The sequence below is a fragment of the Halpernia frigidisoli genome (genome assembly GCF_900113805.1).
In the GTDB taxonomy this organism is placed as follows: domain Bacteria; phylum Bacteroidota; class Bacteroidia; order Flavobacteriales; family Weeksellaceae; genus Halpernia; species Halpernia frigidisoli.
Genome location: NZ_FOQT01000004.1, coordinates 384577 through 398188 on the forward strand (window position 1 = coordinate 384577; position 13612 = coordinate 398188).

The 13612-nt window shown below is 33.3% G+C and carries 11 protein-coding genes; 1 reads left to right on the forward strand and 10 read right to left on the reverse strand.

What is annotated here, in order from left to right:
- Nucleotides 1-55: 55 nt before the first annotated feature.
- From BM238_RS12110 to BM238_RS12155, 10 genes are all read right to left on the reverse strand, one after another.
- Nucleotides 56-1990, reverse strand: a complete 1935-nt coding sequence (locus BM238_RS12110) for a S8 family peptidase (RefSeq protein ID WP_090081448.1) — start codon at nt 1988-1990, stop codon at nt 56-58.
- Nucleotides 1991-2161: 171 nt separating this feature from the next.
- Complete coding sequence (locus BM238_RS12115) at nt 2162-3322, reverse strand: LuxR family transcriptional regulator (RefSeq protein ID WP_177205468.1); 1161 nt, start codon at nt 3320-3322, stop codon at nt 2162-2164.
- Nucleotides 3323-3509: 187 nt separating this feature from the next.
- Nucleotides 3510-4481, reverse strand: coding sequence for a tryptophan--tRNA ligase (trpS, locus tag BM238_RS12120; RefSeq protein ID WP_090081454.1), 972 nt, complete (start codon nt 4479-4481; stop codon nt 3510-3512).
- Nucleotides 4482-4530: 49 nt separating this feature from the next.
- Entirely contained in the window at nt 4531-5028 is a 498-nt protein-coding gene (locus BM238_RS12125) for a MepB family protein (protein WP_090081457.1), read from the reverse strand.
- Nucleotides 5029-5177: 149 nt separating this feature from the next.
- Nucleotides 5178-5816 (reverse strand): lipoprotein signal peptidase, encoded by a 639-nt coding sequence (locus BM238_RS12130; protein WP_090081461.1) that lies wholly within the window; start codon nt 5814-5816, stop codon nt 5178-5180.
- Between the two features lie 2 nt (nt 5817-5818).
- A complete protein-coding gene (locus tag BM238_RS12135; RefSeq protein ID WP_090081464.1) occupies nt 5819-6004 on the reverse strand; it encodes a DUF2683 family protein in 186 nt (61 codons plus the stop codon).
- A 7-nt stretch (nt 6005-6011) separates the two neighbouring features.
- Entirely contained in the window at nt 6012-6263 is a 252-nt protein-coding gene (locus BM238_RS12140; RefSeq protein ID WP_090081466.1) for a DUF6576 domain-containing protein, read from the reverse strand.
- A 15-nt stretch (nt 6264-6278) separates the two neighbouring features.
- On the reverse strand, nt 6279-6659 hold the full coding sequence (locus tag BM238_RS12145; protein ID WP_090081470.1) for a TraR/DksA family transcriptional regulator: 381 nt from the start codon (nt 6657-6659) through the stop codon (nt 6279-6281).
- Between the two features lie 57 nt (nt 6660-6716).
- Nucleotides 6717-10106: an isoleucine--tRNA ligase gene (gene ileS / locus BM238_RS12150; protein WP_090081473.1), complete on the reverse strand. Its 3390-nt coding sequence runs from the start codon at nt 10104-10106 to the stop codon at nt 6717-6719.
- An 88-nt stretch (nt 10107-10194) separates the two neighbouring features.
- Entirely contained in the window at nt 10195-10686 is a 492-nt protein-coding gene (locus tag BM238_RS12155) for a DUF2062 domain-containing protein (RefSeq protein ID WP_090081476.1), read from the reverse strand.
- A 143-nt stretch (nt 10687-10829) separates the two neighbouring features.
- On the opposite strand from BM238_RS12155, the gene topA reads away from it, so the two are divergent.
- Complete coding sequence (gene topA, locus BM238_RS12160; RefSeq protein WP_090081480.1) at nt 10830-13403, forward strand: type I DNA topoisomerase; 2574 nt, start codon at nt 10830-10832, stop codon at nt 13401-13403.
- Nucleotides 13404-13612: the final 209 nt, after the last annotated feature.

Sequence of the window (13612 nt, forward strand, 5' to 3'; positions counted from 1 at the left end):
ACACCTTGCGATGTCGTTTTTTTTCAGCATTTGTGTTTTGCTTATTTTGTGGTTTTTATTTTCTGAATTTAAAAGTTTCTTCCTTATTATTGTTTTGATAGATCAATATGTAAACGCCATTATTATCATTCTGAAAAGAAATCGTATTGCCTCTTTCGGTACCAGCTTTAAGAATTTTGCCAGACATATCGTATATTTTATAAGCCCCAAAACCATCTTTTGTGTTATTTGAAATCATTTTTATTTGTCCGTCTACTTTATTATAAAAAACCGTAGCAGAATTTATTACATTTTCATTTACTGCTAAAGTAGCGTTTGTAATATTAAGGCCTGTAAGCAAAACTGAAAATGGTTTTACAGCAGCTGGTGAAGTAGTGTTTTTTCTTACATAGACGATTAAATTATTTCCAAGATTGCTCGTTGTTATGTTTGCCTGTCTATAATTATCTACATTATTTACAAACCACGTACTACTAACGGTTGCTACATTATTTGGGCTCGTTACGCTTAGCGGAGCAAAAGTACGTCTGTCTATAAATGGTGTTCCCTGCTGTCTGAATAATATATCAAAATTATAAACCAACCTACTTGTAGTATTATTTATACCATTAGTTGCAGTTTGTTCTGTTCCTTCATCATCTGTCCAGCAAATAGAAGCTTTGGCGCTGATGCCTCCTGCAGTACCTGATGTAGACACTTCAGCACTAGAATTATTTGTAGGATTGGTAGTAAATTCTACCAATTTTGCGCTTCCACCCGTTTGCATTTGTTTAATGGTTTTAGCGGCATTTTCTACATTCAATATTCCCCAACCAAATTTAGCGTCTGGTCCCGCATTTCCTGCATCGTCTGCGGTGTGTAGCATTAATGCTTTCAAAGAAGCGGCTGTCATATATTTATTAAACAAAGAAAAATAATATTGTTGCAATAATAATCCTGCAGCTGCAGCAGCTGGTGCGGCATAAGAAGTTCCAGAAGAATTGATATCTACACCAGTGTAAGTATTATTTCCGGTGTACAAAGGCACATTAATAGAAGTTCCTAAAGTTACAATGTCTGGTTTCACTCTTCCGTCGTCTGTTGGCCCCCAATTACTGTAATCAGACATGCTATTGTCTGCATTAATAGCGCCTACAGTCATTACATTTTTAGACGCAGAAGAACCTGTCATATTATCAAATCCTGTAGCTGATGCATTTCCCGTAGTTTGCTGCTCATTTCCTCCTGCTACAAATGGTAAATACAATGGAGTAGTTTTTAGCAGTGCATCCCAGTCTTTAGAAGTTTCATCATAGGCACCATAATTCCAGATGTTATTAGTGGTTGTATTGGAATAGCCATAAGAATGATTGGAAATAAGAAATCCGCTTCCAGCAAAAGATGCCATTTCTGTTAAATCATTATCCCAATCATAGTTTCTGGCAGTTGCATTTGGAGCTAGTCCACGAGCAGTTGCTGCATTTGGATTGGTACTGGTAGTAATTATTTTGCCCACCATAATTCCAGATACTGCTTGCATATGATTATTTCCACCAGCACTGTTTACAGTTTGAGAGGGTTGCATGGTTACGTTTCCTGCCAATAATTCATGGTTGGCATTTATCTGGCCTCCATCCCAAACGCCTGCAACCATATTAGTTCCGGTGATGTTTACGTTTACACTTCCACCACCATAAAGTGCATTTATCTTTGCGTTTGATACTTGATTTGCATCCTTTGTATTGATATAAATTGGGTTGCCTTCTGCATCAATATGATGAAGCATAAAAACATTGCCATCTTTTACAAAAGTTTTTTTAGCATTTGGATTGGCGGATAAATAGCTGGAAATTTTTTGTTGTTGAAATTCATAATCTAATTGAAATTTCTGCTCCAATCGAGTTAATTCATTTTTATCAATAGATTTTTGAATTTCAGCGCGCTGTTCTGCAGTCTGTGCAAATGCAAAAGTTCCGATAAAGAAACTGGCAATAAGTATTGATTTTTTCATATAAAAAATTTATTAGTTTGTTATTGCAAAATTGCATTTTCAACATTGAAAATTTCCTATACTTTAGTCTAGTTCTTTTGTAAAAAATAGTCTAGTAAAAAACTAGACCATGATAATCAAATTGTTGTAATTGTAAAATGAATTTTTTTATAGATATGAATTAAAACTTTGCTAATTATCTATTATTTTCCCAAAAATCTCTTTTCTATTTTTAATATCTAGAATTGCATAGATATTTCCCAGATGATATTTTACTGTAGCTTCTGTAATGGATAATTTTTCTGCAATTTCTCTATTGCTAAAACCTTTTGCAACCAGCTCCAGCAATTTTTTTTGTCTGGCATTTAATTTTTCAGATTTTAAAATATTATTTTCAGATTTTATTTGGGAGAATTGCGCTTCTGCATAAACCTGAAGTTCTTGCTTTATACTTTTTAATTCCTCTTCGAATTTTAACTTTTCAAGATGATGCTTTTTATTGTTTTTGAAATAAATAATTGCAGAAACAACCAGTGCAGTTCCTAAAATTAATGTTAATATTAAACCTAATGTGGAATTTGTTTTTTCTGTTTCTGTTTCTTTTTCCAAAAAATTTTGATTTGAAACATGCATCTCCGAAAGTTTATTTTCCCGATTATATATTTCATTCAACTTGTCCAAAGTCTTTTTATATTGAAGTACTTTTTCCTTATTCTCAACCCTTTGATAAATTGTGATAAGCTCCTCTGTTGCGTAAATTTTATATTTGATGATCGCACAATAATCTGAGATCTTTATACAATTTTTATAAATTTCATCTACTTTCTCGAAATTATTTAAAGCAGCATTTAATTGCATTTGCTTCACCATCACTACTGGTTGATCGCACGGTGAATTTTTTTTTAAAAGTGGAAGAGATTGTTGGTATAATTTTTCAGAAAGCGGATATTTTCCTTGCAAAAAATTAATATATCCTTCCTGCATTATTATATAGGCATGATTAGTAGGATCTAAATTTTGATAATTTTCTTTTTTAATTTGTTGAATAATTTCATTAGATTTATCATATTTACGATTGTCAAAGTATGCAAAAGCCATTTCTGCCTTGATATTCATCTTTAGAGAATCTTCACCAATAATATCTGAAGAAATAATTTTTGCTTTTTTTAAATAATTTATTGCACTGCTATAATCATTTATACTTCGGAAAGTGGTTGCTAATAAAAGATTTACTTTCGACTGTTGAAATTTAGTAAGATCTTTATTAGAAAGTATTTTCAATAATTGATCTTGAGATATTTCTTGTTTTCCAGCTTTATTATTTGCTGAAATTTGATTTTCCAATAATGCCAAATTCAAATTTTGACCCTTTACGAAAATAGCGAAGAATAGAAAAAAAGAAAGAATTATTTTCATAGATAAACGACGAAAAGTTATTTTAAGAAATAATTATTAATGCACACACAATGTACGTCTAAATACGTAAGAATAAGAAATAAGTTTTAGAATAAAAATATTGGTGTTAAAATTAGATTTTTAATTAAGATAATCCCAAGCTAGCACGAACTCTCGTCAAAGTTTCAGCAGCAATTTTTTTAGTTTTGATGGCGCCTTCTTGCAGTTTTTCTTCTAATTCTGGCAGATTATTCATGTAATAATCAAAAAGTTCTCTTTCTTTTGAAAATTTTGTTAGAATTAATTGTAAAAGTTCATTTTTCGCATGTCCATATCCAAAATTTCCAGCCAGATATTTTTCTTTCAGTGTTTCGGTTTCTTCTGCGGAAGCTATTAATTTATAGATGGCAAAAACTTTGTCCGTTTCTGGATCTTTTGCTTCTTCAAGGCTTTTAGAATCCGTTTCTATAGACATTACTTGCTTTTTCAATTCTTTTTCTTGCAAAAAAATATTGATAAGGTTTCCTCGAGATTTGCTCATTTTGTGTCCATCTGTCCCCGGAACATATTTGGTTTCCTCTTGCAATTCTGCTTGTGGCAACACGAAAATTTCGCCCATTTGATTGTTGAATCTTGCTCCCATATCTCTTGCCATTTCCAAATGTTGCAATTGATCTTTCCCAACGGGAACTATTTCTGCATCGTACAGCAAAATATCTGCGGCCATCAAAACTGGATATGTGAAAAGTCCGGCATTTACATCTTCCAAACGATCTGCTTTGTCTTTAAAACTGTGCGCCAAAGTCAATCTTTGGAAAGGATAAAAACAACTCAAATACCAGGAAAGTTCCGTCACTTCTGGAATATCGCTTTGACGGTAAAAAAAAGTTTTTTCCGTATCTAAACCACAGGCGAGCCAAGCCGCAGCAATTTCGTAAGTATTTTGTTTTAAATCTTTAGCATTCTTTATCTGCGTCAAAGAATGAAGGTTTGCAATAAACAAAAAAGATTCATTTTCTGCTTTTTTAGAAAGTTCGATTGCGGGAAAAATCGCGCCCAAAAGATTTCCTAAATGTGGCGTTCCCGTTGCTTGTATTCCTGTGAGGATTCTTGGCATTTTTTATTAATGATGAGTTATAGTTGCAAAAATAATCTATTTAAAAATGTCAGGAAGATAAAATGTTTTTAAACTTTTTAAGATTTTCTACTGTGTTATTTTCTAAATCTATAAAATAATCTCCTTGCCAGAATTTAGTTTTAATCGCTTGTTTAGAATCTGGAAAATCCCAATTTGTGTAAACACGAAATCCCAGTTTTCCTGCTTTTTTATTGCTCGTCAAAATTTGATGATTTTCTAAAATATTTTTCGGAAAAAAGAAGAAACCGGATTTTTGCTTTTCTATGGCTGAAATAATATAAAAATCAAAATCATCAGTAATATTAAATGGTTCAGTTTTACCATTAACATTTCGTTTCCAAAGCGTTACAAATTTTCCGATCTTTTTGGGTGTAATTTTAGCTTTTCTAAATTTAACGTTGAATCTGCCAATTGTAAAATCATATCCAAAATAATCTTCACATTCCAGGTCTTGAACAATATCTGAAATTGACAAGTTCAGTGGTTTTAAAATAGTAGTTTCGAGATTTTTTATTTCAGAAATCATTTATTTAGTTTGATATTATAATTTCTGGAAAATAATTTCGAAATTGCGAAACCTTGCAGCCCGACTTGAGTGGAACTCCTTTTTTTTGCATTTGAAAAAAAAGAGTGGGAACGGAAGGCGGAAAATGCTGCCCAAAAAAATCAAATTTCTTAAAATTCCAGACCGTGTGGAAACGCTTTTTTTCTGAAAATAAATAATAATAAAGCACCTAGCGTAATTGCGGCATCTGCGACATTAAATATGTATTTAAAAAACTCAACATGATGACCGCCAATTAGAGGCCAGTTTTGCGGAACATCCCAGTTTACCAAAGGAAAATGAAACATATCAACAACGCAGCCTTTCATAAAAGTGGAGTAGCCGTGGCCAAATTGCGTGAGTTTTGAAACGCCATCGTAGTCGATCCAGCGCCCAATATCTTCAATATAAATTGTCCCGGAATCGTAGATCAGACCATAAAACATACCGTCTATCAAGTTACCAATTGCGCCCGCAAAAATCATAGACATTGGGATAATCAGATAATTTGAACTCCCCATTTTAAGCCATTTACTAAATAAATAGACCATGCCGCCAATTAAAACCAAACGAACTAAAACGAGAAAATATTTACCGATCAAACCACCAAAGTGAAATCCGTAGGCCATACCTGGATTTTCTACAAATGTGAATTTAAAACCGGGAAAAATATCATGGGATTCGCCGAGAGAAAAATGGGTTTTTATGTAAAATTTTGTGAGTTGATCGATCAATAAAATCACAATTGTGATCAGCGCTATCTTCTTCATTCTTATCCTTTTGGTTTTGATTTATTCACAATTTTTTCCACTTTTTTGTCCTGCATTTTTTGCACAGTTTTCTTGTTGTGAAAAGTATTTTTGTGAAATTTTTCAAATTCTATATTCATGTCTTTCAAAACGGTTTTTACGGCTTGAAGTTCCGTGGCGTTTTTAGTGTGTACAATTATAGATTCCATTATATTATCAGTTTATTTTTTTTGATAATTCATCGAGACGTTTTTGGTCTTTTTCCGATAAATCATTTTTTCCGTTTTCACCCATTTTTGAGAGAAGTTTGTCTATTTCTTTTTCTCTTTCCCGTTTGTCAGAATTAAACTGATCATCAATCGTATAGCTTTTTTGTAATTTTTCACGGTAATTTTTAAAAAGTTTATTCCGAAAAAAGTACAGAAAAATCACTAGTGCGATTATAAAAAGTATAATAGATTCTGACATCAAAAAATAGAAATTTTATCGCTGCATATTTTTTGCTTCGATACTTAAAGTTGCGTGTGGAACGGCTTTTAATCGGTCTTTTGCGATTAATTTTCCTGTAACTCTACAAATACCGTAGGTTTTATTTTGAATTCTTATCAAGGCATTTTTCAGATCTCGAAGAAATTTTTCCTGTCTTCCTGCAAGTATTGAATTTTGCTCTTTACTTAAAGTTTCTGCACCTTCTTCAAAAGCTTTGAAAGTTGGCGAAGTATCATCCGTTCCATTGTTTTTGTCGTTAAGAAAACTCTCTCTGATCAACATTAGATCGCGTTCAGCTTTATCAATTTTTCCCTGTATCAATATTTTAAATTCAGCTAAATCTGCATCGCTGTATCTTTGTCTATCTTCGTTCATAGTATTTTTTGTATTTATTTAAATTTAGAAATTTTCCTTTCAAAGATTATTAAATCTCTAAATTTTGTTCACATTTATTTTGAATTTCACTTCGTCGATCTCGATATTTTCAAAATTCGAAAGTGAATTTACAACCTTTATTTCATCCGACAATACTTCCGCTGAAATATAATTTTTATTATCAAGAATTTCATTTTTAAAGGGACAATCTTCTTCGATTTCTACTAAAATCCTCTCTGTTAAATCAAAGTTTTTTTCTTTTCTAATGCCTTGTACGCGATTTACAAATTCTCTCGCAACGCCTTCTGCCTTAAGTTCTTCCGTTAAAGTTAAATCTAAAGCAACCGTTAATTTATTATCAGAAATTACCGTCCAACCTGGAATGTCTTTCGTGGAAATCTCAACTTCTTCCAAAGTGATCGGAAATCCTTGAACGTCAACCGTTCCATTTTTCTCCAAAGTTGCGATAGAATCAGAATCAAAATTCGAAATCTCGTTTGCAACTGTCTTCATATCTTTCCCCAATCTCGCTCCAAGAACTTTAAAATTCGGTTTTATTTGTTTAATGATAAGATGCGATGCTTCTTCCGCATTGATTAATTGAAGTTCTTTAACGTTCACCTCGCTTTTTATCAAATCAGAAACTGCTAATATCTGTTCTTCCGTTTTCTTGTCTAAAACAGGAATTAAAACTTTCTGTAAAGGCTGTCTCACACGAATATTTTCTTTCTTTCTCAAAGAAAAAACCATTGACGTGATTTGTTGTGCCAAATGTGTTTTTTGAACCAAACTTAGATCGATCAAATCTTCATTAACCAAAGGAAAATCTGTCAAATGAACTGATTCTGCTTCATTTTTACCGGAAATTTTATTTAGATCCTGAAACAATTGATCCATAAAAAATGGTGCAATTGGCGCGGAAATTTTTGCGACAGTTTCAAGACATGTGTATAAAGTTTGATAAGCCGAAATTTTATCTTCAGAATAATCACCTTTCCAGAATCTTCTTCGGCAAAGTCTTACGTACCAGTTGCTTAAATTATCATTAATAAAAGTATTGATCGCTCTCGCCACTTTCGTTGGTTCATAATCATTGTAAAAAGCAGTCACTTCTTTAACCAAAATATTTAATTCAGATAAAATCCAACGGTCAATTTCTGGGCAATTTTCTACGTCTTTTTCAGAATAATTGAATTTGTCCACATTCGCATAAAGCACAAAAAATGAATAGGTGTTATATAAAGTTCCAAAAAATTTACGTCGAACTTCGTCAATTCCTTCTAAGTCAAATTTTAGATTTTCCCAAGGATTTGCGTTTGAAATCATATACCAACGCGTTGCATCCGGTCCATATTTTTCTAAAGTCGTGAAAGGATCAACGGCGTTGCCCAATCTTTTAGACATTTTTTGTCCGTTTTTATCTAAAACTAAACCGTTGCTCATCACATTTTTATAAGCCACAGAATCAAAAACTGCGGTTGCGATCGCGTGTAATGTATAAAACCAACCGCGGGTTTGATCAACACCTTCTGCAATAAAATCTGCTGGAAATGCTTTGTGATTATCAATTAATTCCTTGTTTTCGAAAGGATAATGCAATTGCGCGTAAGGCATTGAACCGGAATCAAACCAAACATCAATCAAATCAGTTTCGCGTTTCATGGCTTTGCCAGAAGTGGAAACTAAAATAATTTTATCAACAATATTTTTATGTAAATCAATGTTCAAATAATTTTCAACGGACATATTTCCGACTTCAAATTTTGAAAAAGGGTTGTTTTCCATGAAACCTAAAGCGACAGATTTATTAATTTCGTTCATTAATTCTTCAACAGAACCAATAATGATTTCTTCTTTTAAATCTTCTGTACGCCAGATTGGCAAAGGAATTCCCCAATATCTTGAACGGGAAAGATTCCAGTCGTTTACGTTGGCTAACCAGTTTGCAAATCTACCTTCACCAGTTGATTTTGGTTTCCAGTTGATTGTTTCATTAAGTTCAACCAAACGGTCTTTTAATGAAGACATTTTCACAAACCAGGAATCTAATGGATAATATAAAACAGGTTTGTCAGTTCGCCAGCAATGCGGATAACTGTGGACGTATTTTTTTACGTCAAAGGCTTTATTTTCAGTCTTCAATAAAATTGCCAAATCAACATCCCAGGATTTTTCTGGTGCTGTTCCACTTTCGTAATATTCGTTTTTAATGAATTTATCGGCAAATAATTCCGGTACATTTTCACCTTTAATGAATTTTCCCTGCAGATTCACCAATGGAACCAAACTATCATTTTTATCTTTCACCAAAAGCGGCGAAATATTATTTTCTTTCCCAACTCGCGCATCATCTGCACCAAAAGTTGGCGCGATGTGAACGATTCCAGTTCCGTCTTCAGTCGTTACAAAATCGCCAATAATTACTCGAAACGTATTTTCAGGATTTTCTGCCGGTAAAAACCAAGGAATTAATTGTTCGTAGGTTGTTCCCGCTAAATCTGCGCCTGTAAATTCTTTTAAAATTTGATAAGGAATTACTTTGCTTTCAGAAGTGTAATTTGTAAAATCTTCGTCAGTTCCAACGGCGTATTTTTTACCAAAATTTTTCTCCATTAAAACTTTAGCCAAAACAATAGTAATTGGTTCAAAAGTATATTGGTTGAAAGTTTTAACTAAAATATATTCGATATCTCGTCCAACTGCAAGTGCCGTATTTGAAGGTAAAGTCCAAGGTGTTGTTGTCCACGCTAAAATGTGAACGTCACCAGAAATATCATTAAATAAATCGGTCGATTCTCTTTTTGCTTTAAATTGAGCCGTAACTGTGGTATCAGAAACATCTCTGTAAGTTCCTGGCTGATTCAATTCATGCGAAGAAAGTCCGGTTCCAGCGGCTGGAGAATAAGGTTGGATTGTGTAACCTTTATATAAAAGATCTTTTTTATAAAGTTCCTTCAAAAGATACCAAACCGTTTCCATGTATTTCGGTTCGTAAGTAATATATGGATCTTTTAAATCTACCCAATAACCAATTTTTTCCGTTAAATCATTCCAAACATCGGTGTATTTCATAACGGCTTTTCGGCAGGCGTCGTTGTAATCTTCTACCGAAATTGTTTTGCCAATGTCGTCTTTTGTAATTCCTAATTCTTTCTCAACGCCCAATTCTATTGGTAAACCGTGCGTATCCCAACCTGCTTTTCTGAAAACCTGTTTTCCCTGTTGTGTTTGGTAACGGCAAAAAATATCTTTTAAGGCACGCGCCATAACGTGGTGGATTCCGGGCATTCCGTTCGCGGAAGGTGGACCTTCGTAAAAAACGTATTCGGGTTTGCCAGCGCGCATTTCAACAGACTTTTCGAAAGTGTTGTTTTCTTTCCAAAAATCTGATACTTGACTGGCTATTTCAGTTAGATTCAGGCCTTTATATTCGGTAAATTGACTCATCAATTTTTAATTTCAATTGTTAAAAATAAGGCGCGAAGGTACGGATTTTTAGATAATTTTTAAAGCAGAGAAAAAACAAAAAATCAATTCAATTTTTGCTGTTATTTTGTTTATCGATTATTTTAAGAAGAAGAAAAGTCAGTAAGCCAAATGAAATTGAAGAAACTACAGCCAAAACTGAACTACCAACAATGTATTGAAAAAGATGTTCTTTGACAAAAGCAATATTCATAGTCTCATTTTCAAAAGTTAGACTTCCACCCACGATATGACCGCCAACAAACAAAGATGCAGCAATAATAAAAGGCAAAAAAAGTGGAAAACTTACATGTGTGGACATATATGAAATCACTTTATTTAATTTCAAATAAGTTGCTAAAAAAATCACAATCACCGTGTGAAATCCCCAAAGAGGAGTTAATCCCACAAAAACGCCTAGAGCAACAGATAGTGCTTTCGTCCTGTTACTTCCTTCAGTTTCTAAAATATTTTCCTTTAAAAAACGCTTAAAACCTTTCTTCCGAATGTATCGAAAAAAAACTTTTTGGCTCTGGAATGTATTTTTGATGAAGTTTTTCAAGAATGAAAATTAGGTAACAAAACTAACCTTAATTATAAATTAATCAAAATGAATTTTAGAGCATATAATAAGGATAGTCAATTTAAATAAAACAAAAAATTTCTGTCTAAAAAAAAACTTCTACTTTTGCAAAAATTTCTTCTATGCCAAAAAATCTCGTAATTGTAGAATCTCCCGCTAAAGCAAAAACTATTCAAAAGTATTTGGGTAGTGATTTTGAAGTAAAATCAAGCTTTGGACACATCAGAGATCTACCTAAAAAAGGAATGGGCATCGACCTGGAAACTTTCACGCCGGATTATGAAGTTTCTGCCGATAAAAAGAAATTGGTTGCAGAATTGAAAGCTGCCGCCAAAAAAGCGGATATTATTTGGCTGGCTTCGGATGAGGATCGTGAAGGTGAGGCGATTTCCTGGCATTTGGCGCAGGAACTAAAATTAAAAGAAGAAGATACGCGAAGAATTGTTTTTCATGAAATTACTAAGAATGCGATTTTAAAAGCGATCGAAAATCCCCGAAAAATAGACCAAAATTTAGTTAATGCGCAACAAGCAAGACGGATTTTAGATAGAATTGTTGGTTTTGAAATGTCACCGGTTTTATGGCGGAAAGTAAAAACTGGTTTGTCTGCGGGAAGAGTTCAGTCTGTGGCTTTAAGATTAGTTGTAGAAAGAGAAAAAGAAATTAGGGATTTTCAATCAACATCTTCTTATAAGGTTGAAGGAACTTTCATCAACAAACAAAATCAGGATATTTTATCGAAATTAAAGAAAGATTTCATCGAAGAAAATGATGCCGAAAATTTTTTAAATTTAGCAAAAGATACAGAATTTAAAGTTTTAAATGTTGAGAAAAAACCGGGAACAAGAACACCTTCCGCACCTTTTACCACCTCAACTTTACAGCAGGAAGCGTCTAACAGATTGGGTTACAACGTAACGAACACGATGCGGATCGCGCAAAGATTGTATGAAGAAGGTTTCATTACCTATATGAGAACCGATTCCGTCAATCTTTCGGAAGAAGCAATTAACGGTGCAAAATCTCAAATCTTGTCAGAATTTGGTAAGGAATTTAGCAATCCAAAAAAATATACCACGAAATCTGCGTCTGCGCAGGAAGCACACGAGGCGATCAGACCGACGGATTTTAGTTTGAAAACGGTTCCAGATTCGTCACTGAATAGTTTATACCAATTAATTTATCGCAGAACGTTAGCAAGCCAAATGGCAAATGCTAAAATTGAGAAAACGGTGATTGAAATTGGAAATCAAAAGTTGCCACAACATTTTGAAGCAGTTGGTGAAGTCATTGTTTTTGAAGGATTTTTAAAAGCATATGGTATTGAAAAAAATGATGATGAAGACGCAGAAGATAACAGCAAATTACTGCCAAAAGTAACGATTGGCGAGATTTTAAGTTATAAAAAAATCACAGCGACTCAGAAATTTACGCGTGCTTCGGCAAGATATACGGAAGCAGGTTTAGTAAAAAAATTAGAAGAATTGGGCATCGGAAGACCATCGACTTATGCACCGACTATTCAAACGATTCAAAATAGAGAATACGTTGATAAAAGGGAAATTGAGCCGCAAACCCGGGAAATTTCGAAACTAACTTTAACCAAAACTTTAAAAAAAGAGATTTTAGAGGAAAAATTTGGTGGCGATAAAAATAAATTTGTCCCGACAGATATTGGTGAAGTTGTTACAGATTTTTTAACAGCCAATTTTGCGGAAATTTTAGATTATGGTTTTACGGCAAAAGTAGAACAGGATTTTGATGATATTGCAAACGGTTCGGAAAAATGGAAAGAAACTTTACAGACTTTTTATAAAGATTTCCATCCAAGAATTGAAGATGTTCAGGAAAATGCAGAACGTGCAAATGGAGAAAGATTATTAGGGAAAGATCCAAAAACTGGTAAAAATGTTTACGCCAGAATTGGAAGATTTGGGCCTATGGTTCAGATTGGCGAACAGGATGACGAAGAAAAGCCAACTTTTGCGAGTTTGATGGCGAATCAAAATATAGTGACTTTAACTTTCGAAGAAGCACTTGAATTATTTAAAATCCCTTTTGATCTCAATGATTATGAGGGTGAAAAAGTTTTAGTTGGCGTGGGAAGATTTGGACCTTATGTGAAATGGGGCGAGGCTTTTATCAGTATTCCAAAAGGGATGGATCCGTTTTCTGTAAATGATGAAAAAGCCATTGAAATCATTAAAGAAAAACAAATTGCAGACGCGCCGATCAGTAGTTTTAAAGGAAATCCGGTAACGAAAGGTACGGGAAGATTTGGGAATTTCATTAAATACGACGGTATGTTTATTAATGTTCCGAAGCGTTATGACTTTGAAAATTTGTCGCAGAAAGATATTGATGAATTGATCATTGCCAAAGTTGAAAAAGAAGCAAACCGCTACATTCAACAATGGGAAACGGAAAAAATTTCGATTGAAAACGCGAGATGGGGTCCGATCATTAAGCATGGAAAAAATATTCATAAAATCCCGAGAACGAAAGCCGGTGAAAAATATGAAGTTGAGGATTTGAAAGAAGTGGTTTTAGAGGAAGTAAAAGCCTGGATCATGGCGCAGGACAAAAATGCATTTAAAGAAAAGGCAAAACCAAAGAAAGCAGCTGTGAAAAAACCTGCTGCAAAAAAACCAGTTGCAAAGAAAACTGCAGTAAAAAAACCAGTTGCGAAGAAATAACTTCAAATTTTACATTTTAAATAAAAAACCGTCAAGAATTTGACGGTTTTTTTTGGTTTCAATTTTAAAATGCAGTGAATAGTTAAATTTCAATAATTTTTAAGTTAATGTATTGTTTACAATTAATTCATTTAATATGAGATTATGTTAACAAATATTAAATTTATTTCGAATATTATTTGGTTATTAAAAAAAATATACTATTATTG

What these genes read in the sequence shown, in the direction of transcription:
- BM238_RS12110 (WP_090081448.1), bottom strand. Translation starts at nt 1,990, where the DNA reads ATGAAAAAATCAATACTTATTGCCAGTTTCTTTATCGGAACTTTTGCA.
- topA (WP_090081480.1), top strand. Translation starts at nt 10,830, where the DNA reads ATGCCAAAAAATCTCGTAATTGTAGAATCTCCCGCTAAAGCAAAAACT.
- BM238_RS12130 (WP_090081461.1), bottom strand. Translation starts at nt 5,816, where the DNA reads ATGAAGAAGATAGCGCTGATCACAATTGTGATTTTATTGATCGATCAA.
- BM238_RS12135 (WP_090081464.1), bottom strand. Translation starts at nt 6,004, where the DNA reads ATGGAATCTATAATTGTACACACTAAAAACGCCACGGAACTTCAAGCC.
- BM238_RS12125 (WP_090081457.1), bottom strand. Translation starts at nt 5,028, where the DNA reads ATGATTTCTGAAATAAAAAATCTCGAAACTACTATTTTAAAACCACTG.
- trpS (WP_090081454.1), bottom strand. Translation starts at nt 4,481, where the DNA reads ATGCCAAGAATCCTCACAGGAATACAAGCAACGGGAACGCCACATTTA.
- ileS (WP_090081473.1), bottom strand. Translation starts at nt 10,106, where the DNA reads ATGAGTCAATTTACCGAATATAAAGGCCTGAATCTAACTGAAATAGCC.
- BM238_RS12140 (WP_090081466.1), bottom strand. Translation starts at nt 6,263, where the DNA reads ATGTCAGAATCTATTATACTTTTTATAATCGCACTAGTGATTTTTCTG.
- BM238_RS12145 (WP_090081470.1), bottom strand. Translation starts at nt 6,659, where the DNA reads ATGAACGAAGATAGACAAAGATACAGCGATGCAGATTTAGCTGAATTT.